Source organism: Alicyclobacillus fodiniaquatilis, assembly GCF_042678105.1.
In the GTDB taxonomy this organism is placed as follows: Bacteria; Bacillota; Bacilli; order Alicyclobacillales; family Alicyclobacillaceae; genus Alicyclobacillus; species Alicyclobacillus fodiniaquatilis.
On record NZ_JBHUCX010000035.1, the window covers coordinates 109,390 to 135,687 of the forward strand.

The 26,298-nt window shown below is 49.5% G+C and carries 23 protein-coding genes; 8 read left to right on the plus strand and 15 right to left on the minus strand.

The features are described from left to right. Positions 1–307 precede the first annotated feature (307 nt). Positions 308–1,258 (plus strand): hypothetical protein, encoded by a 951-nt coding sequence (locus ACFSB2_RS13785; protein ID WP_377943648.1) that lies wholly within the window; start codon positions 308–310, stop codon positions 1,256–1,258. 684 nt (positions 1,259–1,942) lie between these two features. Here the strand turns inward: ACFSB2_RS13785 and ACFSB2_RS13790 are convergent. Together ACFSB2_RS13790 and ACFSB2_RS13795 are read right to left on the minus strand one after the other, a co-directional pair. Then, positions 1,943–2,902 carry an alpha/beta fold hydrolase gene (locus ACFSB2_RS13790; RefSeq protein ID WP_377943649.1) on the minus strand — a complete coding sequence of 320 codons (960 nt, stop codon included), beginning with the start codon at positions 2,900–2,902 and terminating at the stop codon, positions 1,943–1,945. Next, on the minus strand, positions 2,893–3,129 hold the full coding sequence (locus ACFSB2_RS13795; RefSeq protein ID WP_377943650.1) for a P-loop nucleotide/nucleoside kinase family protein: 237 nt from the start codon (positions 3,127–3,129) through the stop codon (positions 2,893–2,895). Before ACFSB2_RS13795 ends, ACFSB2_RS13790 begins: the two co-directional genes overlap by 10 nt. A 189-nt stretch (positions 3,130–3,318) precedes the next feature. On the opposite strand from ACFSB2_RS13795, the gene ACFSB2_RS13800 reads away from it, so the two are divergent. Continuing rightward, positions 3,319–4,347 (plus strand): NAD-dependent formate dehydrogenase, encoded by a 1,029-nt coding sequence (locus ACFSB2_RS13800; protein ID WP_377943651.1) that lies wholly within the window; start codon positions 3,319–3,321, stop codon positions 4,345–4,347. Between the two features lie 69 nt (positions 4,348–4,416). Here the strand turns inward: ACFSB2_RS13800 and ACFSB2_RS13805 are convergent, their stop codons facing one another. Continuing rightward, the gene (locus ACFSB2_RS13805; protein WP_377943652.1) at positions 4,417–4,605 is read right to left on the minus strand and encodes a hypothetical protein; all 189 of its coding nucleotides are present in this window, start codon (positions 4,603–4,605) and stop codon (positions 4,417–4,419) included. A 465-nt stretch (positions 4,606–5,070) separates the two neighbouring features. On the opposite strand from ACFSB2_RS13805, the gene ACFSB2_RS13810 reads away from it, so the two are divergent. The 3 genes from ACFSB2_RS13810 to ACFSB2_RS13820 all read left to right on the plus strand — a co-directional run bounded on the left by ACFSB2_RS13810 (position 5,071) and on the right by ACFSB2_RS13820 (position 9,400). Beyond that, on the plus strand, positions 5,071–5,973 hold the full coding sequence (locus ACFSB2_RS13810; RefSeq protein WP_377943653.1) for a LysR family transcriptional regulator: 903 nt from the start codon (positions 5,071–5,073) through the stop codon (positions 5,971–5,973). A gap of 146 nt (positions 5,974–6,119) precedes the next feature. Beyond that, the gene (metE, locus tag ACFSB2_RS13815) at positions 6,120–8,414 is read left to right on the plus strand and encodes a 5-methyltetrahydropteroyltriglutamate--homocysteine S-methyltransferase (RefSeq protein WP_377943654.1); all 2,295 of its coding nucleotides are present in this window, start codon (positions 6,120–6,122) and stop codon (positions 8,412–8,414) included. A gap of 50 nt (positions 8,415–8,464) precedes the next feature. Further along, on the plus strand, positions 8,465–9,400 hold the full coding sequence (locus tag ACFSB2_RS13820; protein ID WP_377943655.1) for a 5,10-methylenetetrahydrofolate reductase: 936 nt from the start codon (positions 8,465–8,467) through the stop codon (positions 9,398–9,400). A gap of 165 nt (positions 9,401–9,565) precedes the next feature. On the opposite strand, the gene ACFSB2_RS13825 is transcribed toward ACFSB2_RS13820, so the two are convergent. The 3 genes from ACFSB2_RS13825 to ACFSB2_RS13835 form a co-directional block, all read right to left on the minus strand. Then, complete coding sequence (locus tag ACFSB2_RS13825; protein WP_377943656.1) at positions 9,566–11,449, minus strand: ABC transporter ATP-binding protein; 1,884 nt, start codon at positions 11,447–11,449, stop codon at positions 9,566–9,568. Positions 11,450–11,547: 98 nt separating this feature from the next. Continuing rightward, entirely contained in the window at positions 11,548–12,456 is a 909-nt protein-coding gene (locus ACFSB2_RS13830; RefSeq protein ID WP_377943657.1) for a phosphotransferase family protein, read from the minus strand. Positions 12,457–12,515: 59 nt separating this feature from the next. Then, entirely contained in the window at positions 12,516–13,001 is a 486-nt protein-coding gene (locus ACFSB2_RS13835) for a nitroreductase family protein (protein ID WP_377943659.1), read from the minus strand. Between the two features lie 300 nt (positions 13,002–13,301). On the opposite strand from ACFSB2_RS13835, the gene ACFSB2_RS13840 reads away from it, so the two are divergent. Next, entirely contained in the window at positions 13,302–13,568 is a 267-nt protein-coding gene (locus ACFSB2_RS13840) for a type II toxin-antitoxin system HicA family toxin (RefSeq protein ID WP_377943660.1), read from the plus strand. Beyond that, complete coding sequence (locus ACFSB2_RS13845) at positions 13,555–13,914, plus strand: type II toxin-antitoxin system HicB family antitoxin (protein WP_377943661.1); 360 nt, start codon at positions 13,555–13,557, stop codon at positions 13,912–13,914. The genes ACFSB2_RS13840 and ACFSB2_RS13845 overlap by 14 nt, the downstream gene beginning before the upstream one ends. Before the next feature lie 446 nt (positions 13,915–14,360). Here the strand turns inward: ACFSB2_RS13845 and ACFSB2_RS13850 are convergent, their stop codons facing one another. The 3 genes from ACFSB2_RS13850 to ACFSB2_RS13860 all read right to left on the minus strand — a co-directional run bounded on the left by ACFSB2_RS13850 (position 14,361) and on the right by ACFSB2_RS13860 (position 15,916). Continuing rightward, positions 14,361–14,912, minus strand: coding sequence for a GrpB family protein (locus ACFSB2_RS13850; protein ID WP_377943662.1), 552 nt, complete (start codon positions 14,910–14,912; stop codon positions 14,361–14,363). Positions 14,913–14,970: 58 nt separating this feature from the next. Then, complete coding sequence (locus tag ACFSB2_RS13855) at positions 14,971–15,522, minus strand: GrpB family protein (RefSeq protein ID WP_377943663.1); 552 nt, start codon at positions 15,520–15,522, stop codon at positions 14,971–14,973. Between the two features lie 148 nt (positions 15,523–15,670). Next, on the minus strand, positions 15,671–15,916 hold the full coding sequence (locus tag ACFSB2_RS13860; RefSeq protein ID WP_377943664.1) for a hypothetical protein: 246 nt from the start codon (positions 15,914–15,916) through the stop codon (positions 15,671–15,673). Between the two features lie 570 nt (positions 15,917–16,486). Between ACFSB2_RS13860 and ACFSB2_RS13865 the strand changes: the two genes are divergently transcribed. Then, on the plus strand, positions 16,487–17,467 hold the full coding sequence (locus ACFSB2_RS13865; protein ID WP_377943665.1) for an aldo/keto reductase: 981 nt from the start codon (positions 16,487–16,489) through the stop codon (positions 17,465–17,467). A gap of 226 nt (positions 17,468–17,693) precedes the next feature. On the opposite strand, the gene ACFSB2_RS13870 is transcribed toward ACFSB2_RS13865, so the two are convergent. The 6 genes from ACFSB2_RS13870 to ACFSB2_RS13895 all read right to left on the minus strand — a co-directional run bounded on the left by ACFSB2_RS13870 (position 17,694) and on the right by ACFSB2_RS13895 (position 26,124). Further along, positions 17,694–19,217 (minus strand): peptidoglycan-binding protein, encoded by a 1,524-nt coding sequence (locus ACFSB2_RS13870; protein ID WP_377943666.1) that lies wholly within the window; start codon positions 19,215–19,217, stop codon positions 17,694–17,696. Positions 19,218–19,534: 317 nt separating this feature from the next. After that, positions 19,535–20,818, minus strand: coding sequence for a glycosyltransferase family 39 protein (locus ACFSB2_RS13875; RefSeq protein ID WP_377943838.1), 1,284 nt, complete (start codon positions 20,816–20,818; stop codon positions 19,535–19,537). A gap of 106 nt (positions 20,819–20,924) precedes the next feature. Then, positions 20,925–21,539: a tetratricopeptide repeat protein gene (locus ACFSB2_RS13880; protein WP_377943667.1), complete on the minus strand. Its 615-nt coding sequence runs from the start codon at positions 21,537–21,539 to the stop codon at positions 20,925–20,927. 400 nt (positions 21,540–21,939) lie between these two features. Continuing rightward, on the minus strand, positions 21,940–23,154 hold the full coding sequence (locus ACFSB2_RS13885) for an ABC transporter permease (protein ID WP_377943668.1): 1,215 nt from the start codon (positions 23,152–23,154) through the stop codon (positions 21,940–21,942). Next, positions 23,144–23,860: an ABC transporter ATP-binding protein gene (locus ACFSB2_RS13890; RefSeq protein ID WP_377943669.1), complete on the minus strand. Its 717-nt coding sequence runs from the start codon at positions 23,858–23,860 to the stop codon at positions 23,144–23,146. Before ACFSB2_RS13890 ends, ACFSB2_RS13885 begins: the two co-directional genes overlap by 11 nt. After that, entirely contained in the window at positions 23,860–26,124 is a 2,265-nt protein-coding gene (locus tag ACFSB2_RS13895) for an HlyD family efflux transporter periplasmic adaptor subunit (RefSeq protein WP_377943670.1), read from the minus strand. Before ACFSB2_RS13895 ends, ACFSB2_RS13890 begins: the two co-directional genes overlap by 1 nt. Positions 26,125–26,298: the final 174 nt, after the last annotated feature.

Consider the following 26,298-nt stretch of genomic DNA (forward strand, 5'->3'; position numbering starts at 1 on the left):
CTGCGGACTAAATGACCCAGTCATTTGACAAAACCGTTCTCTATGTCGACCATATCCATAATTGTACACCTCGGAGCATATTCGAGGTATCTGTTTCTGAGCAGGACGGTACAATAAGCCCGTATTTTCTGGCGCGCAAGCCAAACGCCATTTTTAATAAATATATAAATACATAAATATAAACCTATATATTCGTATCATTATATTCCGCTGATGCGCTTGTAACATATCTCCGGGTTGTTACGTCACATCCATATAGAGCAAGAAGCAACATACGTGGTTCATGATTGAAAGGGGAACACCGGAAATGAACCTTAAACATAAAACGTGGACAGCCACCCTGATGGTTTTGGCGGGAATGACCTTGCTGACAGGCTGTGCAGCAAAGACGACCGCACCAGCGCCTAAGAACCAGGTGACTCATACCGCGAATCAGGTAGCAAAGGGGAATACAGAGAACCAACTGAAATCCACAGCAAAATCAGACACTGACGCAACTGGCACCACCAACCAAACGGGCAGCAGTGCAACCGGCAACAACGCGACTGACAACCCAGTGACCGTCACCAGCCCACCAGCGCCGACGAACACATCGCCATTTCCGAGTATTGTCCAAATGGCCATGTCGCGCTTTTCGAGTGCTGTGCTGACAGGCGCAGAAGCGCCAACCATGTTGCCGCAGGCAAGCAATGGCGACAATCAGATGTTTTACAGCACGTCCAGTTCAACGCAGGCTGTGATGGGTGTAACGCCGTTTGTCTCCAGTCTACACGTGACGCTCAAATCCACGGATAACACGTTGGCCATGTGGAACGTCACCCATTATCAATCAACCGATTTGGCAGATCAGGGATATCAGGACATCATGGGCAAGGAAACGACGGATTCCAGCCAAGACCCTGGTGTTTTGCTGACAGGCAACCACCCTGCCTATGTGACAAACGACAACGGCAGCGCCGGGATTCACTGGTCGGAAGGCAGATGGCAGATCAGCGTCACAGCGTACAATACAGAGGTCGTGCCGACGCCAGTAGCGGACAAGGTGGCCAAATACCTGGACGCCCATTTCATGCCTGTCCCGGAAACGCACGCGGCCATCTATATTGACATCGATACGAACAAAAGTCAAAACATGGCCGTCAATGTACTTTGGCAAGAAAACAGCAATCTATATCAGGTCAACACGACACAAAGCACCGCCTCCCCCGTAGATACCGCGCTGGGAATGGCCATTTCCATGAAGCCATATCCAGGTTAAATGGGATTCTGGCTTATGCGGTTTGTACAGTTGACATAGAGGAGAATACACCGCCCGATTCTTTGAGGATGAGGGCGGTTTTTTATAATTATATACATATATATTTTTGTATCCATCAATTTATATATCCACCTAAAGAAAGTGGTGCGCGATTGGGTCTACGATGTGCATGAAGTAAAACATATCGCGCACGATGCAAAGGATTCGCGCAATCAGCGAGATTTGACAAGCTCATCGCGGAAGGGGACGCATCTCAAACGAAACGCATGTTACTGCAACTCAAAAGTCGACACCTCAATCTGATTCCCGTCTAAGTCAAAGAAGTACAATGACAGGCAAACCGCCTCGCGCCAGCAACGCAAGATGATCGATGGCTTCCATTTGAGACATCATTTTCTCCTTCCTGTTGCTCCCCCAGAAAACGGGTCCTCCCTTTCAATGTCCACACGAATTTTAAAATCTGTTCAACTTGTGCTGCGAGAAAGATCTCCACAACCTCCCATATACGGATTCGCTTCACCGTAATATGTAAGGTACAAACGCGCTACGTGCACACATTCACAAATCGTAGTGAACACCTAAACAACAGGAGGGGATATGTTGAACTGAATAAACACAGGGGCGTCCTTTGTACCAAGGTACTTTGAGGACGCCCCCGCACTTATCAGATTAGATGATTTACATTCACAACCCCAGCATAAATGAAGTGATTTTGTCGGCAAACCCAGGCAGATGTTCGTGGCCGAAGTCTGGATATATTTCGAGTCGCTTTGGCGCTGTGATTTTGTTGTATGCAGCAAACTGTGTGGAAGGCGGGCAAATTTGATCCATCAATCCAACGGCCATCAACACTTCGCCACGAATCCGGTTCGCTAAAAACTGTATGTCAATGTAGCCGAGGTTCGTGAAAATTTCGTCTTCCCGCAGATGTTGTGGATCGAAGCTACGAAAATACGTCTTCAACTCCTCATAAGCCCCTGCGGCAAGATCCATTTCCCAAACCCGCTTATAGTCGGAAAGGAAGGGGTACAACGGTGCTAGACGTTTGATACTTGGTTCAAGTGCAGCACAGGCGATTGTCAGCGCCCCTCCCTGAGATCCGCCCATGACACCAACTCGATTTTCATCAACCTCCGGGAAATTCATCACGATGGATGCGAGCTGCGCGGTGTCCAGAAAAATGTGACGAAACAATAGATTGTCCGGATGATCATCTAAGCCGCGAATGATGTGCCCCTTGTGTGTGGTCCCCTTTACGCCGCCGACATCCTCCGAATCACCGCCTTGTCCTCGACAGTCCATTGCAACCACCGAATATCCGAGAGATGCGTAGGCCAACTTGTCCGTCCAATCACCTGCATTCCCGGTATACCCGTGAAATTGTAATATCGCCGGATGAGGTTCGGTAACATTTTTGGGCCGAACATATTTAGCGTGGACCCGCGCGCCTCGAACACCGGTAAAATACAGATCAAAACAGTCCGCAACGGGCACCGTGAAGCTGGAGGGAACCAGTTCTACGGCGGGATCGACTGACCTCATTTCTGTCAAGGCACGCGCCCAATAGGTGTCAAAGTCTTCAGGGCGCGGGTTCCTTCCCTGGTACGTATGTAATTTCTCCAAAGGCATATCAATCAATGGCATGCGTTTCGCCTCCAATATTTTGTATTACGGAACAATGCTTCAATATGCTTGGTTTCGCCGGATTCATCCATGTCCTCACCGAAGTCACGTCCGAACAAACGAATGTGCCACTCATCCGTCGTAAGGCGAAGCGCAGCATATCTCATTTCAAGTTCTCGCGCGAGGGTCGTTTTCCCGCTACAAGGTAGACCGACCATTAAATGAAGTGTTGTCAAGTTGTTTACCATCCCCCGTCTACCGCTTTGTCATATTTCTTACACGCTGAGAAATCGCTTCCTTTGTGCAGTGTCTGGTATGATCTTACCCCATGCAAAAGGAATTGGCGAAAGTCTATGCGGATAATTTCAAAATAGTATAATAATATAGATGGGTGCAAGTCAAAAGTGATCAAAAATATAGTCTGGGGAGGACTCTAAATGAAAATTGTTGCAGTATTCCCTGAAAGCGAAGCAAACAAAAACGAAAATCAACTTTTAAGCACGGAAAAAGCGCTAGGATTACAATCTTTTTTAGAAGAAAGACACCACGAACTCGTGATTATTAGCGACACAGCAACACAATTAGAACCGCATTTGAAAGACATGTCCGTTGTGATCAGTTCGCCGTTTTATCCAGCTTATATTACAAAAGAAATCGCAGCGAAAGCGCCAAATCTGAAATTAGCCATCACTGCCGGTGTCGGGTCTGACCACGTTGACTTAGATGCAGCCCTTGAAAATCATATTTCCGTAGTTGAAGTGACAGGAAGCAATGTTGTTAGCGTAGCTGAACATGCTGTGATGAATATTTTAATCTTGCTGCGTAACTTCCTCGAAGGACATCGTCAAGCAGTGGAAGGGGAATGGGATCTGCCTAAAGTCGGCAATCACGCGCACGATATAGAAGGAAAAACGGTTGGGATATTTGGATTCGGCCGCATTGGCCAATTGGTTGCCCAACGGCTTAAACCGTTTGATGTCAGGCTTCAACACTTCGATCCGCTTCATCAGGAAAATATACTCGGATCACAATTTGTCCCTTTTGAGCAACTTGTGGAGACGAGTGATATCATTACCATTCACGCACCACTGACGAAGCAAACGGATAATTTATTTGATCGCGATCTGATGCTGAAAATGAAACGAGGAAGTTATTTAGTCAATACAGCGCGTGGCAAAATCGTTGATCGGGATGCGTTAAAAGAACTGCTGGAGTCTGATCATTTGGCTGGTTATGCTGGTGATGTCTGGTATCCACAGCCAGCGCCAAAAGATCACCCATGGCGTACGATGCCGAAACAAGCGATGACCGTTCATTATTCTGGCATGACGCTTGAGGCGCAGATGCGCATTGGAGAAGGGGTCAAAGATATCCTGACAAGATTCTTTGAGCATCGTCCGTTCCAAACGAAAGATGTCATTGTGGAAGATGGAGAAATTAAAAGCCCGAGCTACCGTGTGAAATAAGGATATGCTTCCCTTTATTCAGGAGCCTGCATCCCCGCAGGTTTCTGAATAAAGATAAAAGGCGCCACCTCACAATTTTGTCGTTCTCCGAGAAACGACAAACAAGATAGCCGCCACATTCAGCATCACGCCCGTGACAATCAGCCAATTGCTAAGCGCCGTATTCACTCTGTGCAGGTCTTTTAGAGGAGCTGGTATATCTGGAGCGTGATGGCCATTCGTCCAGGGCGACGCGCCAGTCTGCATCATAGGGGCCATTTCAAAGTTGGCCTTCGCTGAATGCTTGTATCTGAAGGATTGGACGCCATAATAACCTGTGATGAGGAAACAACATAATAAGAGAACCAAGGAAAGTCTAAGCGCCAACCGCAACTCCAAACACCTCCGGTACCCATCCATCCTTAGCATGAGCTACAGTGGACCATCGAATACACCACGAATCTTACCCGCAATGATATGTGAATGCAACTTTGGAAAGGTAAATGATTGGCGCGAATTGTATGAAGGTATTCGCTGTCCCACTTGGATGTTTCATAAGGCAGACCCTCAATTTAAGAGAGATGGTACAATAGCGATAACTGGTGAAATGGCTGTTATTCGCCCCATACAAGACCCACAAGAAGCAACCAGAGAACTGCTGAAATCCAAGGATTCGAACGATGTCTACCATACGAGCAAACCAGAAATCGTTATGGAGGTCGTTTCTCGTAAGGAAGTGAGTTTTTGACGCTGCAGCAACTGAAATACGTAATCGAAGTCGTGAAGCAAGGCTCCATTAACGAAGCTGCTCGGCGCTTGTTCATCTCCCAACCCAGCCTGTCAAACGCTGTTCGAGACCTAGAAGCTGAAATCGGTATTGTCATTTTTGATAGGTCGAACAAGGGCATCTCGCTTTCCAAGGACGGTATCGAGTTTCTGAGATATGCGAGTCAAGTCGTCGAACAGGCGGAACTGCTGGAGAGCCGGTACATGAACGCCAAGCCGTCTTACCAGCATTTTTCCGTCTCTACCCAGCACTACGCCTTCGCTGTGAATGCGTTCGTGAGCCTCGTGCAAGAATTTGGACACGACGCGTATGAACTGACGCTGCGCGAGACCAAGACCTATGAGATCATCGAGGACGTCCGGAGTTTTCGCAGTGAAATTGGCATCCTTTATCTGAATGAGTTTAACGAAAAGGTCATGAACAAAATGCTGAAGGACGCGAATCTACAGTTTCAAAGCCTGTTCATCGCGAAGCCTCACATCTTCATCAGTAGTCGAAATCCGCTGGCGAAACAGTCCATCGTGACGATAGAACAGCTTCAACAGTATCCATACCTGAGCTTTGAGCAGGGCGAATACAATTCTTTTCACTTCTCGGAAGAAATTCTGAGCACTTTGACACACAAAAAAAGCATCCGTGTCAGTGATCGGGCGACGCTCTTCAATCTGCTCATTGGACTAAACGGTTACACCATTTCAACTGGCGTTCTTAGCGCGGATCTAAACGGCAACGAGATCATTCCAGTTCCTTTGGACTGCCAAGAAGATATCCATGTCGGTTGGATTGCCCACCGCAACGTTTCTCTGTCTGTGCTTGGGGCGGCCTATGTCGAGTCCCTTAAGCGCGCAATCGGACACTAACTCACCTGTTGTCGCGCCATACGCGCGTTCCATGCCTTTGTTATAGCTTCAGGCTATAGCGAGATATAGTATTTAGCAGTTACCTGTTAGCCAAATGGCCATGATATCTTTGCAGCACGACGATAGTGCAAAGGAGATGCTGGCTCATGGCAAAAAGCGGGGTACTCGGTTATCCACGGATCGGGGCGAAACGGGAATGGAAGAAGGCGCTGGAAGCCTTTTGGGCGGGAAAGCTGGATGAAGCGGAACTGGACAGGCAACTGCAGGATATTCGTCTGCAACATCTGCTGAAGATGAAGGAGAAAGGCATTGACTTCATTCCAGTAGGTGACTTCAGCGATTACGATCACGTCCTCGATACGGCAACCATGTTTGGCATCGTGCCAAAACGATTCTCATCGTACAACGGCGGTATCGTTCCAAAGTCCATTTACTACGGAATTGCCCGCGGGATGAAGAACGCGGCCGCAAGTGAAATGACAAAGTGGTTCAACACAAACTACCACTTTATCGTGCCCGAGCTGGACGGCGTGACACCAGCGTTGACCGAGAATAAACCCCTTCTGGCTTATCGGGAGGCGAAACAACTGCTCGGCATTGAAGGACGGCCGGTGCTGTTGGGTCCGCTCACGCTGCTGAAGCTGTCCAAAGGTTCCTCTGAACTGGGTATTGAAACCTGGCTTGATCGGTTGATCCCCCTTTATGTGCAGGTTCTTCAAGCATTGGAACGCGAGGGTGTTGCATGGGTACAAATCGACGAACCGATCCTGGTCACTGAATGTAAAGATGCAGATGTACGATGCTTGCAGACAATCTATGAAGCGTTTACTGCATCGGCGCCGGGTTTAAAGTTCATGCTCCAAACTTACTTCGAATCGGTAGAGGCATACCGCGATATCATCGAACTCCCGGTGCACGGAATCGGACTGGACTTTGTGCATGGGCTTGAAGGCAACTTGTCGGCCATCAAGGCGTTGGGCTTTCCATCTGACAAGATGTTGGGCGCAGGCGTCATTAATGGAAGGGGCATTTGGAAGGCGTCACTTTCTGACAATCAAACGTTGCTTGATGAGCTGGCCAGGTATGTGCCAGCCGAACAGCTGATTGTGCAAACGTCGTGCAGCCTGCTACATGTACCGGTTTCAGTTCAAGGAGAGACGAGGCTCGCACCCGAACTTAGGGATGCGCTCGCCTTTGCTGACGAAAAACTCGACGAGTTGGTGCTGCTTACACGGGCCGTCTCTGCTGGTGGAGATGAGCTGGCAACAAAGCTGCAAAGATACGACTTGGCCGCCCAGGCGCTTCGCCAATCCGAAGTGCGCAACAAGCAAGATATTCAGCAGGCGGCGGCCACACTGGCTATTCATGAACCGAAGCGTGGCAAGCCCTTTGCGGAACGAACGGTATCCCAGCGGGAGAAGTGGAAACTGCCGGTCTTCCCCACCACGACAATCGGTAGTTTTCCGCAGTCCGCCGAGGTGCGAAAAGCTCGTCAGCTGTGGCGCAGAGGCGAGTGGAATGGAGCGCAGTACGTTGAATTCATTCGGCAGCAGATTGAACGATGGATCAGGCTACAGGAGGAGATTGGACTTGACGTGCTGGTCCACGGCGAATTCGAGCGGACAGACATGGTTGAGTTTTTCGGAGAAAAACTAGGGGGATTCGCCTTTACGCAGCATGGCTGGGTGCAGTCCTACGGGTCTCGCTGTGTGAAGCCACCCATCATTTATGGCGATGTGGTCTTCCAAGGCGCGATGACAGTTGAGGAGACGAAGTACGCCCAATCCCTCACGAGTCGGCCTGTCAAAGGGATGCTAACAGGTCCAATCACCATCATGAATTGGTCGTTCGTCCGCGAGGATATCCCACGGGAACAAATTGCTTATCAGTTGGCATATGCCCTCAGACAGGAAGTTCAGGCGCTCGAGGAGGCCGGCATCGGCATGATTCAAGTCGACGAGCCAGCCATTCGTGAAGGGTTACCCCTCAAGGAAGCTAAACAGGACGCGTATCTAAACTGGGCAGTCCGGGCCTTCCGCATGTCCGTTTGCGCCGTGAAGGATGAGACGCAGATTCATACGCATATGTGCTACAGTGAATTTCATGACATGATTGATGCTATCGACGCAATGGACGCCGATGTGATCTCCATCGAAACATCCCGGAGCCATGGCGAACTGATCGGCAGTTTCGAATCGAACACGTACAGCAAGGGAATCGGTCTTGGTGTGTATGACATCCATAGCCCGCGGGTGCCAACGGTAGAAGAGATGACGAACCTCATTGACCGTGCCCTTCAGGTATTGGATCCGAACTTATTCTGGATCAATCCTGACTGCGGCTTAAAAACGCGAGGAGACGAGGAAACAATCGCTGCGCTGCAAAACATGGTGAAAGCTGCGCTGCTTACACGAGAAAAGTACCAAGTTACAGTCAAGTAGCCCGAGATTTTGGAGACGCATTCAATGATGGCCTGAGGTGAGGAAGAAGCATGTTAAGAGATAAGATTTTAAGTCGCCGTGCCGGCATATTAACATATGGTATGACGCCGCCAAAGGCCATCCTTTCACGAGCACAGATTCAGGACATTTCGCGCAAACAGGTTGAGCGCTTAGTGGATTTGGATCTCGATGGGCTCATTCTGTACGATATCCAAGATGAGGCGGATCGAACAGCGCAGGAGAGACCATTCCCATATATTCGCACGATCGATCCGGCTGTATATGCGAACGAGTATTTGTCCCAAGTAGAAGTTTCGAAGATTATTTACCGTTGCGTAGGAAAATACACATCTGACGAGTTCGCGACATGGCTTGAAAGCGGTACGACGAAACATGAACATTCCGTCTTTGTTGGCGCATCTTCGAGTAAACAAGCAGTCAAGTTGACGCTGTCAGAGGCGTACGATCTCGCGAACGCTTGCCAATCCAACGTATGTGTGGGTGGCGTGATGATTCCCGAACGGCACATCAAAATGAATAACGAACACCTCCGTATGATCAGCAAGATGAAGCGTGGATGTAAATTCTTTGTCTCACAAGCAACATACAATATCGAGGCGACAAGGAATTTGCTATCGGACTATTTTTACTATTGTACGGAACATGGCATTCAAATGGTGCCAATTCTCATCAACCTATCCCCTTGTGGTTCGCGCAAGACACTAGATTTCATGAAGTGGCTCGGCATCAGCATACCAAAGTGGCTAGAGAATGAGCTGTGGCATTCGAGTGACTCCCTTGATCGATCCGTCCGATTGATTATGAAACTCTTCGATGAGATATTCGATTTTGCGCTGGAAAAGGGCATACCTGTCGGTTGTAGCGTCGAGAGTGTGTCTACCAAGCGGATCGAGATCGAGGCGTCCATTCAACTAGTGAGAGATTTAAAGTCGCTCATGGAGCGTAAACTTGTGCCAAGTCTGTGAGCTATGAGACGCGTGGCGGCATATGATGTGGCTTTCATCCGCGACTGGGAACCGGTGTTGGGTAGGGTGCACTGTGTTTCTTTGGAAGCAAGAGACCGAGCGGTTCGCCACTCGGTCCGGGCGCTTGTTATCATCATGGATGACGGCTTGGATAACGCAAAAGCGCTACTCCGCCACAACTTGCTCTGCCATTTCGCTTTGCACAGCAAACTGTGCTTCGTAAAGTTGGCGGTACAGTGAACTGGTTTCCAGCAACTCAGCATGACGGCCCTGCGCCGCAATGCGCCCTCCTTCGAGGACAACGATATTATCGGCGGTGAGAATGGTCGAGAGCCGGTGGGCAATGACGATGGCGGTCCGGCCCTTCATCAGTACCGTAAGGGCTTCTTGAATTTGCCGCTCCACCAGCGTGTCGAGCGCGCTGGTCGCTTCGTCGAGGAGGACAATGCGCGGGGCGCGCAGTAAAACGCGGGCGATGGCCAAGCGCTGACGCTCTCCGCCAGAAAGCCGATAGCCGCGTTCGCCTACCACGGTGTCATAACCTTCCGGTAAGCCACGAATCATCTCGTGGATTTGGGCTGCCTTGCAAGCTGCTTCAATTTCTTCTTGGGTGGCATCATCTCTCGCAAACAGCAAATTGTTGTAGATTGTATCGTGGAAGAAAAACGGATCCTGTGGCACAAGGCCCATCTGCCCCCGCAATGAAGAAAGCGTGAGTGATTTGCTGGCGTGATCGTCAATGAGAATGCGACCCGTCAGTGGATCGGAAAAGCGTGGTATCAGATTGAGCAACGTCGTTTTCCCAGCTCCACTTGGGCCAACCAGCGCAATCACTTGGCCGGGCTCAATGGTCAAGTTTACATCACGCAGAACCACGGCCGGTTCATTCGATGCGGATGCGCCATAAGCGAAGGAGACATCCTCCAGACAGATCCGCCCCTTGACGCTGCCCTCTGCAATCGTGATGGGCCCGTCCTGTACATCTGGTTCAACGTCGAGCACCGCAAAAATGCGCCGGAACAAGGCGATGGAAGAGAGCAAATTGACGTGCATTTGAGCCAGTTGACCTAGCGGACTGTATAGTCGGCTGAGCAAGCCCGTGAAAGCGACAATCGTGCCGAGTTGCATCTGATGATGAATCACCAGCCAACCACCGTATCCCCATAGTAGAGCCGGGCCGATGGAGGAAAACATGCCAATCCACATAAATAACCAGCGCCCGACCAGCGTTTGTCGAACCTGCAGGTTGCGCAATTCTCGATTGACCTGCGAAAACTTTTGAATCTCTGTTTGTTCCCGGCTAAAAATGCGTGTGAGCAGTGCTCCACTGACGCCAAATTGCTCGCTCAGTTGAACAGTTAAGGTGGACAGTCGCTGTTGAATTTGGCCCTGGAGCTTTTGCCGTACGCCGCCGACGCGTTGAGTTGGCAAAACGAATGCAGGCACCACGACCAGCGAGAGAACCGTCATCTTCCAATTCATTTCAAACATCAGGGCAAGGGTGGTGAGAATGACTAAGACGTTACTTGCCAGGCCCATCAGGGTGGTCGTGATCACGCTTTGAATTGCGGTGACGTCGTTCATTACGCGCGAGACGAGATCTCCCGATTGGCGCGACGCGAAGAAATTCACGGTTTGACGCTGGATATGCGTAAATAAGGACAAGCGGTAATCAGCCATCACATCCTGGGCAACCGCATTGCTCAGCCATGTCTGCAGGACACCGAAGAGACCGGTGACCAGCGCGATGACAATCAGGGCAGACGTCAGCCAAATCACTACACTGAACTGGTCTTTCATAATGCCGTCGTCGATAATGCGTTGGGTGAGCCAGGCCGGAAGCGCGCCGCCAGCGGACGTGATGAGCAAAAGCACGGAAACAATCAATGCCTTTCGCCAATATGGCATAAAGGATTTGGATGCACGACGCATGATGCCCCAATCGAGATGTTCCTGCTTGGCCAATTCACGCATCTCCCAGCGGCGACCGCCACCGCCTCCACCTCCGCGCCCACCGAATCCACCACCCATTCCCATGCCCATCCCCATCATGACCGCCTCCTGTTAGAAATCAGTGATTGCGCAGATTGCTCGGACCCGGATTGCGCCCCCGCTTTCACGCGCTTGATAGATAACGCCCAGCGCCCTTATATTTGACTGAGCAAATTCCGTAAGTCTTCATTGAACGACACGTCCCCATTTCGAATGCGCCTGCGCAAGATGTGAAGAATCGTGACAGAACGCAATACCGCGATAAACGCTTCGTTAACGGGTGCCACAGAGGTGTAGCCTTGAAAGACCATCTGTTGATCCTGCGGATCAGCCCAGGGCGCTAAGTCAAATGCAGGGTGGCCAATGTAGGCATCGCCAAAGTCGATCAGCCCCGCAAGCGCCATGCGCTCCTCATCGACAAACGTGTGTGGTGAACCTGGATTGGCGTGAAGCGCAACCGCCTCAACAGTTGGCGGACAGGAATCCAGTACCTTCAGAGCCACCTGTTCCGGCGTGATGGTCAATGTCCAGCCAGGCGGCCTACTTCCCAAACGTTCAACCAACGCCGCAAACGATTGCTCTATGGAACCCCTTACATCGGACTGGTTGAGGTCACCTGCGAAAAACTGACTTTCCTGAAACGGTTTTTGATCCAATTGATGAATGTATCGCAACATCTGTCCCAAATCGTGGAGAACCCTGCGCCTATCCGCTCCTTCGAGATGCAACCAGCGCCAAGCCCTCCCCGGCATACGCGTCATGACGGTGTATTCGACGCCTTTATCGGTTCCATATCCCAGGACACGTGGAACTCGGATTCTATCATCCGCCCGTATTTGGTTGAGAAAATAGACTTCTTTTTCCAAGCTTGTTTGGGGATTTATCCGTGTCAGACGCTGGGTTTTCAAAACAAGGTCCTCGTCAACGAGATATGTACGAGCTTTATTCCCTGTTTCGTCCACCTGCTTCACTTCCCGCGCGCCTGGCACGTGCTTGTGTACTAAACGCAAGACAACTTCTTCGCTGAGAACAGGGTCTTCTGTCCTGCCCATATCTTTCTGCATCTCCTTCCCTCTAATGAGACATGTAACCGAGGTCAACCAGGTCATCCTGACATTCTCACCTACTGCAAATGTTTCATCTTGCCCGCTATGGGCGTACGTGATTTGCTAAATGGCACATTCAATGGGTAACCAACCCCAAAGACACCAACGACTGAATATCCTTCAGGAACTGCAAGTATTTCCCGAGCAACTGGTCTCGATCCGATGGACGTCCACCGTGTCCCTACTCCGTTTTGCCAAGCTAGCAAAAGAAAGTTCTGGACGAAACACGATGTAGCGATCAAATTTTCCTCTTGGTCGACAGCCGAGTCTGCCCCTTTCGACAACACCGCTAACACCAGAGGGGCATCGCCAAAGTTCGCCTTATGGTTCAACTTCGCCCTCGTTTCCGGCCCGACCACAAGCACCTCCCACGGTTGAACCATCCTGTGATTCGGCGCAAAGCTCCCCGCATCTAGCCATGTCATAATCTGCTGCAAGTCCACTGGCTGATTGGTAAATTGCTTAATGTTTCGCCGTTCTTTTATCAGTTCCATCAAATCCATAGCAACCACTCCTTGTATACAAACGTATTCAACACCATGAATTCGAATGTATACGAATGAATACAACATGTCAATATTCAGTTATCATTGGGTTTGTGGTTTGCAAATGGGGAGATAGCCTCGCTTGGGTGTTTTCGATGGCAAATCAGCGTTGAATGCGACATAATATCCGGGGACGTTAAGAGCAGATATTCCAAAGTAACAAAAGTGTACAAGTGTGTTGTGTTTCTTTTCGGAGTGAGTCCACTCAATTTTGAATCATGGCTATAAAATGATATCAATCGGTGATACTATATGTGTATGAACACGCGACAGAAGCAGACCTTACAGGACATTTTTGAGGATCCAGTGCGTTCAAATATCCTTTGGACAGAGATTGAATCGTTATTGCGGGCTTGTGGTGCGGATCTTTCCGAAGGCAGAGGATCTCGTGTTCGCATTGTCTTAAACGGTGTCAGAGCCGTATTTCATCGGCCCCATCCAAAAAAGGAAATTGACAAAGGGGCCGTCAAATCCATGCGCCGATTTTTAACAGAAGCGGGGGTGATACCCAATGATGAATTATAAGGGTTATCTGGCGCGTGTCGAATTCGACGATGAAGCAGGGGTTTTTCATGGCGAAGTCATAAATACACGAGATGTGATTACATTTCAGGGTGTATCGGTTGAGGAACTTCGTAATGCTTTTGAAGAATCTGTAGAGGATTACCTTGCGTTTTGTGCTGAACGAGGTGAAGAACCGGAACAGCCCTATTCAGGAAAGTTCATGGTTAGACTCACTCCGGACCAGCATCGACTGGCAGTGTTGGCCGCAAAAAGGGCTGGAAAAAGCCTAAACTCCTGGGTCGCAGAACGAATTAGCCGAGAAGCGCAACAAGAACTGGGATTCGACGACACCTCTGCAGCCCATTGAACATAAAACCACACCTGTGATTAGCCTGAAGCAGGTGTGGTCTTAACCGTTCTAATCGCCTTGACGTAAAGACGATTTGCATAACCTTATTGAACGTCTTCAAGAGCCTGATCAAAAAACAGCCTTTGATTTTCTCCAATTTTTAATCGACCGTCCAGACAAAAGCTCCCTCAGTTGGGATGAGATAGACCGTCAGGAACCAGACGATGAACCATTAAGTGAGGAAGAACTCCGGCAATTAAACAGTGAGTCTGGATATGTGTTGGGGGAGGATGCAAAGCGTGAGTGACGATCCCGCCATCCGGAGACATCAAACCTAGGAACATCCTTAGTCATAATGAACGGGGCCGGCACCCAAAAAGAACTGGCGACCAGCCACATTGTCGACGACATTGTAAAAGTAACCCAGTTTGAACCGTACTCATCCCCGCTGTATTACACAGCAGTTACTCCTCCCACACGTTTTCGAGCGGAAGTCCGCGCTCTGTTCGAGCGAGATCGTGTACACGTTGGATAAAATCTGTCTTGGCCCGGGTGTAACCATCTGGATCTGAATCATATTCTTCTGCCAGTTTGCTTTTGACGGCGCCATATTCTTGGACGAACTCTGGGTGTGCTCGAAGATAGTCGCGGAAAAGAAACTCTTTCCGTTGGTAAAAACCTTCAATCGGAAGAATGTGCAAATGATGCGTTCGAATCCCCGCTTGGGCCTTTGCAAATAAGTGACGCCCGACCATTCCTGTCTCAGCGTAATCATAGCCATGGGGGTTTAACAGATTTGCGTATACAGCAGCGTCGAACAATGGTTCCACCGCCGCAAAGATATCGATAATCGGCTTTGCATCTTGATGCGGGATTGAAGTACTGCCGACATGCTCGATGGCCACAATATGAGGGGAAAGGGTTTTGAGCAACTCGGTTTTTTCCTTTTCGTATTCAACAGCCCAATTTGGATTGTAAGGTACGACTTTAACCTCCTGGCGGCTGGATTCAGACAAGTCAAATGTCTCCTTTCACGTAGCATCATCATGCATAATGGCATGCGCGTAAATACACTCATTCCTCCCACACGTTTTCGAGGGGAAGTCCGCGTTCGGCTCTAGCCAGGTCAACCACGCGTTGAATAAAGGCCGTCTTCGCCCGTGTGTAACCATCTGAATCTGAATGATATTCTTTTGCCAGGTTGCGTTTGATGGCGCCATATCCTTGGACGAACGCTGGATGTGCTCGAAGATAGTCACGAAAAAGAATCTGATTCCGTTGGTAAAACCCTTCAATCGGAAGAATGTGCAAATGGTGTGTACGAACTCCATTGTATGCCTTTGCAAACAGGTGACGCCCTGTCATGCCCGTCTCAGCGTAATGATAGCGATGCGGGCTTAATAGACTTTCATATACTGCATGATTGTGAAATGGTTTCACCGCCGCAAAGATATCTATGATGGGTTTCGCGTCTTGATGCTCGATTGAAGTACTGCCGACGTGCTCGATAGCCACAATATGAGGGGAAAGGATTTTAAGCAGCGCAGTTCTTTCTTTTCCATACTCAACAGTCCAATTTGGATTGTAGGGTACGACGTTAACCTCCTGACGGCTGGATTCAGACAAGTTGATGGGCTCCTTTCAAACATAGCATATAAACCGCAAAGATATGGATATTATATTTAATTTTTCAGGTATCTTTTGCATTGTTGTGTGTGATTCCGTGGTGTGTAATGGAGATGTCTACGAACCGTAGACCTTCACGATGTGATTTTCATGCTTGACTCCAGATGTTCAGCTTTGTATGGATGGGTACAACGATGTTCGCCTTCGACGTGTGGTAAATGAATTTAGCACCTTTGCAGTTACGGAGTTCTTTTGTGACTTCCTTGCCGTCCGCCAATGGACGAATCACGGCTACTTCTTCAACCACGACATGCCCATTTTCTACGTGGGATTTTAGATCTTTCAGCAATACGAATTTGTCCGGGAATATCCTCCGCACTTCCGACCATTGCATTACTCCCCCTCACTTTCGTCCGTTAAATGCTTTTCTATTCTAGCTTAGATTACCTTTTGATACTCCTGAGTCTATCTTCAAATCGCTTGATAGCAGGGTCATTGTCTGGTGAGTACTTACGCTGTGACATTGCTCGTAACATTTCACGTACTGCATGAGCACGGCTGAGCGTTAACTGGTCATCTGATTCATTTGTAACAGCAACCTCAATGTGTAGGCGCGCAAAAATGTCTTTGGCCATTTCAACCACCTCTCTATTGCTAGATTACTACTGTTCGGTCGACAACCGCTAGAGCTACATCATGTTCAATCGTGCTCACCTGCTCAATAGGAACGTCTCATCAATTTCTTCAAAGCTGCACTCTCCGCACCAAATCACAAAGGTTTGACCCCAGATGTAGCATCCCCCGCCACTCCTAAAGTGACCATCTACGAAAACTACGCCATTTTAGAAGAAACAACATTTAAGTGGTACACTCAGAATTAAGTGAGTTTTCTCTCAACCATTGTTTATCCAATGGACTGGGCGAATCGCACCGTACATGCCACAAACTTCCGGGAGGGATCATTGTGAAGTATCGTCAACTCGGCAACAGTGGACTGAAGGTATCTGTGCTTGGCCTTGGCACCAACGCGTTTGGCGGACGGGCCGACGAGGAGACATCCATTCGCGTCCTGCACCACGCCGTCGAACAGGGCATCACATTCATCGACACCGCGAACATCTATACAGGTACGAGGTCGGAGGAGATCATCGGGAAAGCTTTCGAAGGACGCCGTCACGATGTCATTCTCGCGACAAAGGTCGGCATGAAAATGGGAGATGGCCCCAATGACCGTGGGTCGTCACGCAACCATATTTTCCATCAGGTCGAGCAAAGTCTACGCCGCCTGCGGACCGATTATATCGATCTCTACCAAATCCACGCCTTCGACCCGTCTACCCCTCTCGAAGAGACCCTGCGCGCCCTCGATGACCTTGTGACGCAAGGCAAGGTGCGTTACATTGGCGCATCCAACTACGCGTCCTGGCAAATGTTGAAGTCGTTGACCATCAGCGAGCGGTTGGGCCTGGAAAAGTATGTTTCCGTCCAACCAGGGTATTCACTGGTCGATCGCGGCATCGAACGGGAACTCGTCCCCTTCTGTGTCGACCAGAACATCGGCATCGTCCCGTACTTTCCACTCGCTGGCGGCATCCTGACTGGGAAGTATGCAGGCGGCGCGAAGCCAGCGGGATCGCTCTGGGACAAAAATCCGAACTTTGAACAGCGGATGGATCCCGCTCGTATGGAGATGGGCGAAACTGTCGTGCGTGTCGCAAAAGAAATTGGCACAACGGCGACAGCGTTGTCTCTCGCTTGGCTGATGCATCAACCGGCAGTTTCGACGGTCATCTCCGGGGCAACCCGTGAGGCCCAAATCGATGGCAATCTGGAAGCCGTCAATCTCGAACTATCGCAAGATGTGCTTGACGTTTTGGACGAAGCCAGCTGGCAATTTATTTACGCGCCCCCGTTTGGCAGTCAACGGCGCAGAAAAGCGCATTAAGCCAGCGGAACTAGCACCGTTGAGACCACCAACTTGCAAGTAGAAATGGTCGCTGAAGAACGCGGAATGTGAAACGCCGCGTTCTTCTCTATCTTTCAATTGTGAAAACACTTCGATGCAATTTCGCCTATCCGCCCGCCGACACTGCGCACCCACCACAAGTCTTTTCACCTTATCTGCGCCCAACAAGACACAGAGAATCGCCTACAACCCTGCAAAGACAGGTTTACTGCTGCTGTGTCAGCGTTGCGTCGCTGGCAGACACATATCCAGTCAGCGGCGTGCCAACTGCTTGTCCACTATCGGCGTCAGCCGCGCTCTCGACGCTGAATTGAATCTCATACATGCCATCGTCCGCGCTGGCGGATTGCGCCACAACAAAGTCCCCGTTGTGCAACGTGGCAATCTGGTCTGTCCCATCGCTTGAACCATACACGGGAATACTCGTGTTCGTATTCGTCGGGCTGCTCACCGTCAATCGATAGACATTCGTCAGCTTGACGTACTGCGAATCCACCCAACCTTCATTCGCGATGTGATACCAAGGAACGACATATGGCCCAGCCATGCCCTGCTCAATCTGGTCGATCTCGACGCTTTGCCCTGCTGGAACGGTTGGCGGGGTAGTTGTGTAGATATACGATTGCCACATCGCAAATGTCCACTCGCCATTCTGCTTGAGGCCCTGCTTGGCTTCAAACTTCTTGACCGCCGCTTCTGTCGCGGGACCAAACTGGCCATCCACAGTCAGGCCAGCCTTCATTTGCTTGTTCAAATACGTTTGCACCTGCTCCACCTGTTCACCCGAGCTGCCCGACTGCAAAGGAGAAAGGAACATATCATCCATGCCTGCCCCCATGCTCGAAAAATACGGTACGCCGCCGTAATACGAATTCTTCTGCGTCGCGCCCGTAGCGCCGTTGATATAGAACACAGGCTCTGTCGTACTTTCTGGACTCGCAGCTGATTTCGTCGGAGAATATTGCGAATACGCACTGACGCTCGATCCGACAGAGGACGCAAGCTCGTTCATCAAACTGCCGATGCTTGTCGCCCAGCTCTTGTCTGTCGCATAGTTCACATTCATGCCTTTGAGTGTCGGTGAAACATATTCGCTACCGGAGCTATTCAAGTAATTGTTGCGAACTTCCCAGGCTTGAAAGCGGATGGCGTAATCATCGCTTGGGAACATGCCCGCGTCATCGCCGGGATTTGAGTCATACGCGCCATAGCCAAACAGGTTGTTCTTCGCCAACGCGATTTGGCTCTCTCCCCAATAACTCTCTAAGATTGCATGGGAGACAAGATAGTTTGCATCCACGCCGTATGTATTTTGCGCTTCTATGAACGACTGTCCAAGTCCGGCCATCGGGGATTTGTTCGCATTTAAGAACTTGTCAATGTTTTGGGCGGTGATGTCACTTGGGGCTGGATCCCGCAAATCGACTTTCGTAAAGAGCGTGTCATTGATGGCCCCCCAGGTTGCGGGGCCGACCACCCCATCGACTTGCAAGCCAGAGGCCCTTTGGAACGCCTTTACTTCGGCCAATGTCTTTGGACCAAAGTCGCCATCATCCGCTCCGACTGCATAACCAAGTGAATTTAAATCCTTTTGCAACAACACAACAGCTGAACCGGTCGATCCTGATTTCAGCGTGGGTTCCGTTGTCTGCGCGTGTGCGGCTACTGGCACTGAAATGGCCAGAAGCGTCGGCACCGTCACGCCGACGAATAGACGACGCATATGCATGATTTACCTCCAATTTCTAGGGTTTCTATGTAAAATAAAAGGGGAAAACGGCAGGAGACCACACAATATCATAGAGTAGGGAAATTGAAATCCCATTTAAAGATTGGAACAAGCAGTCCAAACCAGGCAAGTTGCGACATTCCACCATCTATTGGATACAAAGCAGCTAGAAACAAAAATAAGGGACACAAGTTGTAAACCGCTTCACTACATATATTCATACCCCCGCTTCGACAAGTGGGGGTATGAACAGACAAGTTTCGCCATTCTTCAAAATCGTTTTGAATTTAGCCAAACTTCACAGCACATCATCTTTTTCATGCCGCCACGCCACTGCGTCTACGTCCGCGGAAAAGGCGCGCGCCAAAAGTCATCAGTGAATAAACGCCTGTAGGCACACCCATAAACATCAGCCACATAATGGGCTCATTATAGCGTTGATAAGCGAAAAATACGCAGTAGAGCAACGTATAGTACAGCAGCGTCAAAACGACAAAAATCGCCTGACGACGTCTGCCTCGCGCCAATAACAGCGTGATGGCATGACCAATGACAGAGGCCCACAGCAGCCAGTGCTGGATGGTTTTCATGGTTTGCGGCAAAATGCCGAGGACGCGAATGGGATAATAGGCGCGATTCCACAAGACGCCTGGCTTTATCCAAAAATAGCTCTGAATGAAATCACCGGGATGCGCATGATACCACTCGCGGATCCGATACATGGCAGCGTGTTGCTCCGCCTTAAACCAAGGGATTTCATGCTCGCTCTGCGGTCGCAGTTGCGGGTGGACATCAAGAATATGATGTTCGACCGTCACTTCATTGGTTGGCGCCGGGAAATTGATCCCCTGGAATGTGCCGAGCAAGAGTGGATTGGACGAATCATCTGTCAGTGGAATGAATTGATGGAACACCAACGCGTTGCGAATCCACCAAGGCGCGAGACAGACGAGGACAATGCCGATGACCACAGCGCCATGTCCCACTAACAGGCGAAGCGGGTACCGTTTGAAAAGCAAATAGAGCAGCGCGATGACCGCCCACAAGATGACATTGGGGCGAAAATAGATGGTCACCACAAACAGAATGGCCGCACCGACGATGTACTTGAGTCGTTGTTCATCCGCAGCGCGCAAGATGAAATACACCGTCCAGGCAAACGCCGCCATAAAAGGAGGCTCTGTCAGAAACAGTGTATCTGTGATGATGCTCGGTATGTAGATGGCGAGGAACAAACCCACACACAGCGCGATCCAGCGGTTCCACATGTACTCGATGACTTTATAGACGCCGAGTATCCCCGTAACCCCGATGAGCGTGAAAACCACCTTGCCCACATACAAGCCGAGCGCGCCTTTGCCGAAGATGGCGATGACTGCCACGAGAATGAATGTGATGCCCGGCAACATATGCACCGTCGGCTTCAGCGGCGTGTAATAGGCGAAAATCCCGTACTGTAAAAGCCACTCTGCACTGTGATAGTAGCCCATGTCGTCGCTGTGAATACTGACGTATGGGCCATAGTAGAAGATGACGAAAAGGCGCACAGCCAAAGCAACAATCAGAGGGACAAGCGCAAGGCTTGTCCACTTTCGCATCATCCGTTTCAATATCGGTGTCTCCATAACTGCTCACAGCATTTTACTTCAGTTTACACGATTCGACATTCTTTGCGTAGAGGGTAGCGTCGATACGCTGCACTAATGGTTATTTTGATTTATTCAGAGTAGCTTGCTCTGATTGAAGCATTTTGTAAACAGGATCGCTTTTCTTGACGATTTTCAAACCTTGTGCAACCGTGCTTTTGGCAGTAGCTGTGTCTCCTGCAGACGCCTGCGCTTCAGCCAGGTTCAACCAGCCATATGAATAGCTCGGTTGCACTTCTGTGGCCTTTTTGTAGTAGGGAAGCGCTGTTTTCGCATCATTCTTATCCCTGTAATAAATGTTCCCGAGGTTATTGTATGCTAACCCAGACTTTGGATCAGCCTGAATCGCTTTTTTATAATAACTGATTGCGCCAGCCTCATCGCCATTCATGCGTGAACTAATAGCGGCATTGATTAGATCTTGTGCGTTTTTTGGGTTTTTGTCTGCAATATCCTTATATTTCTTCAGATTTTCTTTCCCCGAATAATTCTGCCCCCCAACCACAACAGTTTTGCCACCATTCAACGACGTTTCATTTTTGGATGTTGTGGTACTCGTATTTGCTGTATTCGCCGCGCCTGTATTGTTTGTGGAATTCTGCTGGTTCCCACATCCCACTAGAATTGCAACTATCAGTATCGACACGCCAATTGTTGCGGAACGAAACTTTTTCATAAAGCATCTCTCCTCTATCGATTTAGGAATAGCCGTCAATGGCGATATGTCTTTGGTCAACACCACATTAAGATAACATAAAGGAACGAACATAGCGTACCAAATTCACAATTTCATTATACCTATGTCTTCCATATCCTCTGACGAACGCATTTGTCGGTCATTGTGGCGCTTACGATAATGATTCGAAATCCGTGAATACGCTCTGTCCGTTTCTATACCGAATTCACTTTTCTGTCAAAAACAGTTCAGAAAATGGAAACTAGGACGCAATCCTATGTCTTCGGAGCGCGTTAGTTTCAGAGAATCAACGCCCCCACAGCAAAGGCTGTCGAAATGATTCGACAGCCTGATGCCAAATATCGATACAAAAAGAAACCCGCATTTCTATCACAATCGGCTACTCAAAGCGTAGCGCATCAATCGGCTTCAAATTCGCAGCCTTCCTGGCTGGGTAGACGCCAAAAATGAGACCAATGGCAACAGAGAAAATAATAGCCAACAACACCGCCCACAGCGAAAGCAAGTTGCCCGTATCCATGACCTTCGCTGCCACAGTCGCACCTATACCGCCTACAACAAGTCCAGTGACTGCGCCTGCAAGACTGAGTGTCAAAGATTCGAGCAGGAACTGCGTTGAAATAATCCCACGCTTGGCGCCAATTGCTTTGCGAATACCAATCTCACGCGTGCGCTCTGTCACAGAGACAAGCATGATATTCATGATCCCAATGCCGCCTACAAGCAAGGATATCGCGGAAATCCCATCCAACAGCATTGTGAGGGTCTTGGTAACACCACCCAATGTGCTCAAAAGAGTCGCCTGGTTCGTGATAGAAAAGTCATCTGCCGTCGAGGCGGATAACTTATGCTGCACGCGCAATGTCGACTCGATTTCCAATTGAGCTTGATCCATCACATTAGAAGATTTCGCCGAAGCCAGTATTTGCGTGACACTGTTGCTTCCGGTCATCAGGTTGATTTCTGTTGTGATGGGGATGGCAATGGCGTCATCCGCATTGCTAAATCCACTGGTTCCCTGGCTGGCCGCCACGCCAACGACTGTGAACGGAATGCCACCAATCTCGATGGTTTGTCCAACAGGACTACCCGCTCCAGCAAACAAGGTCTGCGCGACGTCACTCCCCAGCACAGCGACGTTGGCAGCCGAACTCACTTCTTCTTGCAAGAAGAAACGCCCTTCGGCCATGGAGATATTTTTGATTTCCGGATACTGTTCGTTTGTTCCTTCAATCGAAGTATTCGTATTGTTGACCCCAAACACGACCTGCTCCGATGTAGAAACCAATGGGGCCACATATTGAACGTCTGGGTCCTGCTGTTCAATGGCTGTAGCATCGGATTCGGTGAGTGTCGAGGCGCTGCCAAAACCAAAACTGATGCCGCCTGAACTGGTTGAACCCGGCATAATCGTCAAGACATTTGAACCTAAGCCTTCCACTTGTTTGGTGATATTGTCCTTTGCGCCCATGCCGATGGCCGAGCTTAAGATGACGGACAAAACGCCGATGATGATGCCGAGCATCGTCAAAAATGAGCGCATCTTGTTTGCTCGGATACTGCGCCATGAGACGCGCAAAATTTCAATCCACATGATGCCCGGTCACCTCTCTTTCAGCCGAGGACATATCTGATTCCACTGTGCCATCCCGAAAGCGAACAATCCGCTTTGCCCGGCGTCCAACCTCGTCCTCGTGGGTGACAATCACAATTGTGTTTCCCTGTGCATGCAACTCTTCGAATAGGCCGAGGATATCTTCCGTTGTTCGACTATCCAATGCCCCTGTTGGTTCGTCGGCCAGAATCAACACAGGGTTGTTCACCAGCGCGCGCGCAATGGAAACGCGTTGTTGCTGACCACCTGACAGTTCGTTTGGACGGTTGTACATACGCTCGGCTAGTCCGACACGGTCCAATGCTTCCATCGCGCGTTTACGCCGCTCACGGGCAGGCACACCAGCGTACATCATCGGCAATTCGACGTTTTCCAAAGCGGTGGTTTTAGGCAGTAAATTAAAGTTTTGAAACACAAAACCAATCTTGTGATTCCGCAACTCCGCCAATTGGTCTTCTGAAAGCGAAGATATATTGTAACCATCAATCACGTACTCACCGGACGTGGGTGTATCTAGACAACCAATCATGTTCATCGCAGTGGATTTACCGGAGCCAGACGGCCCCATGATGGCAACGAATTCTCCATGGTCAATGGTGAGCGTAACGCCACTGAGCGCGCGAATCACCTCGCCGCCAATCATGTATTCTCTGACTAAATCTCGAATTTCGATAAGGGCGCTCATCAGCCGCGCGCGCCCCCTCCCATACGAACAGTACCAGCGAAGCTACCGCCACCGCCACCGCCGCCGAAACCGCCGCCACCAAAACCACGACCACCGGCGCCAGAGCTACTGCTTGCACTCACAATTGCGGATGCGGTCTCTCCTGGAAGCACTAGGAGAATTTTTTCACCTGCCTGTAGCCCCTGCGTGATTTCGACATCACTCGACCCCATCAAGCCAGTCTGAACAGGCTGGAAGTATGTCCCGGCAGGTAAACTAGAGTTCCCCTTTGCCTTAATCGCGCCAAATCCAGCAGCACCAGTTGACCCCTGTGTTTGACCACCTGTAGAGCTAGCGCTGCCACCTTTATCTTGGGAAGCTCCAGAAGCCTTTGTTCCGCTCCCGCCTCCATTGGCATTCCCGGTCCAAGAACCTTTCCCCGTGGCTGTCCCGCTTTTGCCTCCTGCTGCATTTCCAGTCCATGCGCCTTTGCCCATGGTTGTCGTAGTCTTGCTTTGGCCAGAACCACTTGCACCACTTGAACTTCCTTCAACATAGACACCTTCAATGGAGCCCATCTGATGTAATGCAATCGAAGGTACGGTCAAAACATGCGTTTTTTGCGCAGTCTGGATGGTGACACTGGCAGACATTCCAGGTTTCAAATGTCCTGTTGTGTTTGCTACTGTGCCAATCACCGTGTACTCAGTGACATTGGAGACCACCTCTGGCGTTGGGTAGACCTGTGTGATGGTGCCTGTGTACTTATCATCTGGATAAGCCGTGACCGTGAGTGAAATTGGTTGGCCTGCTTTAATTGAACCGATTTGCGATTCACTTACTTCCAGGTTAACCTGCAAATCTTTTGCATTCGAATCATCAATCACGATGAAGCCGCTTGAACCAGAACTGGAGCTGGAGCTAGAGCTGCTCGAACTGCCACTAGACGGCGCTTCGCCTACCTGACCATTCACCTGTGTGATGACACCGCTGATGGGGGCTTTTAGTACAGTTTCACTCTCCGCTAGTTCGGCAGAATTCAGGTTCGCCTCAGCATTTTCTACGGATGCCTGCGCGTTGGCCACACTAGATTCATCTGATTTGATGGTAGAGGCATCCGCCGGTTGTTCGTCGTTCTGCAACGTTAGCTCCGCACTCTGCACATTTTGCTCTGCATTTGTCACGCTATTTTGAGCATTGTCCAAAGACTGTTTAGCGCTAGTCCGGTCATTGTACTCAGCCTCAGCTGTTTGCAGATTTTGTTGTGCTTCTTTGACAGCCTCTTCATTCTTTTGTTGCGTTTGTGTTTGTGCAGCTTGATCATTCGCCAATGTGGTTTGATCTGATGTTATCGTCTGCTGATCTTTCGTAACGGCTTGTTGCGCTGTTTGAACAGCTTGGTAAGCTGTATTTAGTTGGGAATATTCGCTATTAGCAGTGCTCACTTGGGTTGAATATGGGTTAGAACCAGAGTAACCGCCGTCCGCCCAACTGTTGGATTCGGACAGCGCATCTTGATATTTTTGATAAGCTTGCAATACTTGAGACTCTGTTACATTGCCGTACTGGCTCTGAGCCGTCTGCAACGCCTGTTCATCAGTTTGGAGTGTCGCTTCATCATTCGAAAGTTTCTGTTGATCCGCCGTTACAGAATCACTGGTCGTATTGAGCGCTTGCTCTGCTTCTGTCAAAGCGTTTTGGGCACTTTGAACCTGCGCTTCTTCACTTGTGCGGTCATTGTAGGCACTCTTTTGATCTTGGTATGCCTGTTTCGCCTGTGCTAAAGCAGTTTGCGCTTTTGTAATACTCTCTTTATCAACTGAGATTTGTGCACTATCTGTCCCTTGTTGATCCTCCGTTAATTTTGCTTCTGCCGCACTCAAACTTGCGTTGGCTTGCTTTACGCTTGCCTGTGCCTCCTGGACTTGAATTTTTTCCGTGGAATCATCAATCTTGGCTAAAACTTGCCCTTTTTTGACTACCTGCCCAATTTTTGCGGAGAGATAGGTAATATCTCCGCTACTTGAGCTTTGAAAATTTAGATCTAATTCGGTTGGCGTTTCAATTGTTCCGGACGTGCTTACACTCTGTGAAACATCCCCATATCCCACAGTATATAATTGGGAGGTCGCAATAGGGCTGCCGCTATGTAATTTTGCCGTTGCAAGAGGAATTCCCGCGCCTAATACGATGACAATCGCTGCGCCACCATAAATCCATTTTCTTTTTGACTTCTTAAATAAAGGCTTTACAAGCTCCGTCTTTTTTTCTGGGTTGATCCCCATGTTCATTCCTCACCTCATGTTACTATGCTGTTTTCGTACAGAATCGTTTCCTTGATTAAGGGTTGAAGAAGGGAATATTTAAGTCATGTTCCACTGAACACATAGCACACCCTAAGTTTAGATTATCTGTTCTAACTTGAATTTTGCTTGAAATATTTTTAAAGATGGAGAAGC